This is a genomic window from Mesobacillus sp. (assembly GCF_049588175.1).
GTDB lineage: Bacteria > Bacillota > Bacilli > Bacillales > Cytobacillaceae > Mesobacillus.
This window is the reverse complement of the sequence record NZ_JBAVFI010000252.1, coordinates 1-1,860: the sequence shown is the minus strand read 5'-3', so window position 1 is coordinate 1,860 and position 1,860 is coordinate 1. Positions and strand designations below refer to the sequence as shown.

The 1,860-nt window shown below is 37.2% G+C and carries 1 protein-coding gene and 1 pseudogene; both read left to right on the top strand.

Annotated features, from left to right (window positions below; all coding sequences use genetic code 11):
* Positions 1-394: 394 nt before the first annotated feature.
* A pseudogene (locus tag WB217_RS06215) lies at positions 395-580 on the top strand (peptidase M28); the annotation flags it as partial.
* Between the two features lie 105 nt (positions 581-685).
* Positions 686-1,564: a GNAT family N-acetyltransferase gene (locus WB217_RS06210; protein ID WP_423991674.1), complete on the top strand. Its 879-nt coding sequence runs from the start codon at positions 686-688 to the stop codon at positions 1,562-1,564.
* The last annotated feature ends 296 nt before the right edge of the window (positions 1,565-1,860 follow it).

Below are 1,860 nucleotides of genomic sequence, written 5' to 3'. Positions count from 1 at the left end.
AACAAAGGCTGTTGATTATATGAAACAGAGGAAACTTTTTCAAGAGCCTAAGATAAGATAATACTTCGCCAAATAAGTATTACGATTTAACAATCGGATGGGATTACTGAATAAGCATAAAAAATTGGGAACAAATTTGATATACATAATAATGTTAAAAGCACTGCAAATTTCTGTGCTTTTTCACTTGCAAATTTATATGTGATTTACGATGTTTATTAACTTTTTGTACTCCTTAAGAGAACCCCTTACTATAAAAGACTATTGCTTTTTTGTCGAATGAAATATTTTCTAATATATTGCAATTTTATAAAAAGTGAAAATATAATAAACCATACAGTCGGTTTATTTACATCAACAATAAGCTTCTTTACTCGGTACTTATAAAGGGGGAACGGATGCCGGTAATACTCACCTTCATGGAAATGGCGTACCTTCGCTGGCATTTACCATACCGACAAGGTATATCCACAGCCATGCATCCATCATTCATAGCGATGATTTTGAAAATACGGTTGAGCTTTTTGTTAATCTTATTGAAAAATTAACGTCCGAAACAGTGGAATGCTTAATTAAATAATATGAATGCTATTAATTAAGTTTAAAATCACACATAGAAGTGATTTATTCCTGTTGTTCACTGTTTAGCTAACAAATTCTGCTTGTAAAAACTGGGGGAAAACGCATGCAAATTGAAATAAAGAAATTAAGTGATTGTCCATTAAAAGATGGAGTAGAAGCTTATAATCGCGGGTTTGAGGGTTATTTTTACAATCAGACGAAGGATATTGAGTCGTTTTCGAAGCGCTTTGGGCTTGACGAACTATCTCCAGAGTATTCTGTTGTTGCTTATTATGAGGGTCAACCTGCCGGAATCGTTTTGAGCGGAATTAAAAAGGTCAATGGTGAGATGGTTGCCTGGAATGGCGGCACCGGAGTTGCAAAGGAATTGCGTGGCAAGGGCGTAGGAAGAAAATTAATGAACGCTGTAATCGATATTTACAGAGAAAACGATGTAAGATACGCAACACTCGAAGCAATATCTAGAAATGAAAGTGCCATCGAGCTCTATAAAAAGATAGGTTATAACGTAAAGAAGCGTTTAAAGTTCCTGCAATTCAATGAGGTATTTAATGCGCAGATTTTTGAAACTCCGAATTCAAACTATCAGATTGATCCTGTATCGCCACAAGAATTAGCAGCGGTTCATTTTTACCAGCATCAATCACCATGGCAAAATCAAAATCTGCATGATGCGAGTGCGATCGTCCTGAGGGACGAACATAATCAAATAGCCGGGTACTCTCTATATAAAAAGATGTACAAAGAAGGGGAAATTGCCAGTATTGGTCTGCTGCAGCTGGAAGTGGCGGAAAACAGATCCGATACGGCGGATATAATCAACACTTTGCTGAAGCATTCATTTTTCCCATTGGACCGAGCTTTCCAGCGGACAACGGTCAATACACCTGACGACAAGACACAACTGCTTGAAATTTTACAAGAGTGCGGGTTCAAGGAGTGGGAAGAACAGGTTTGGATGATTAAGGACATGGCTCTGTAACGGAGTAAGTTTCTTAATAATTATTAACATTTGTTTTCACAATATTTACATTAGCTTTAAACCCCGTTAATAACGGTCTAGTAATCTTGTACTAGTAGGAACGTTATAACATTAGGGGGATTAAGGAAATGAAGAGACTTAAAAAATTAGGTATGTTCACAATGCTTGCCTCAGTTATGGTTTTTGGAGCTGCTTGTTCTGATGGTGAAAAAAGCGCAGAAACGACGAACGGAAACGACAGTCAGCTAGAGGGCAGTATCGCAATTGACGGTTCAGGTACAGTGTATCCTTTCATG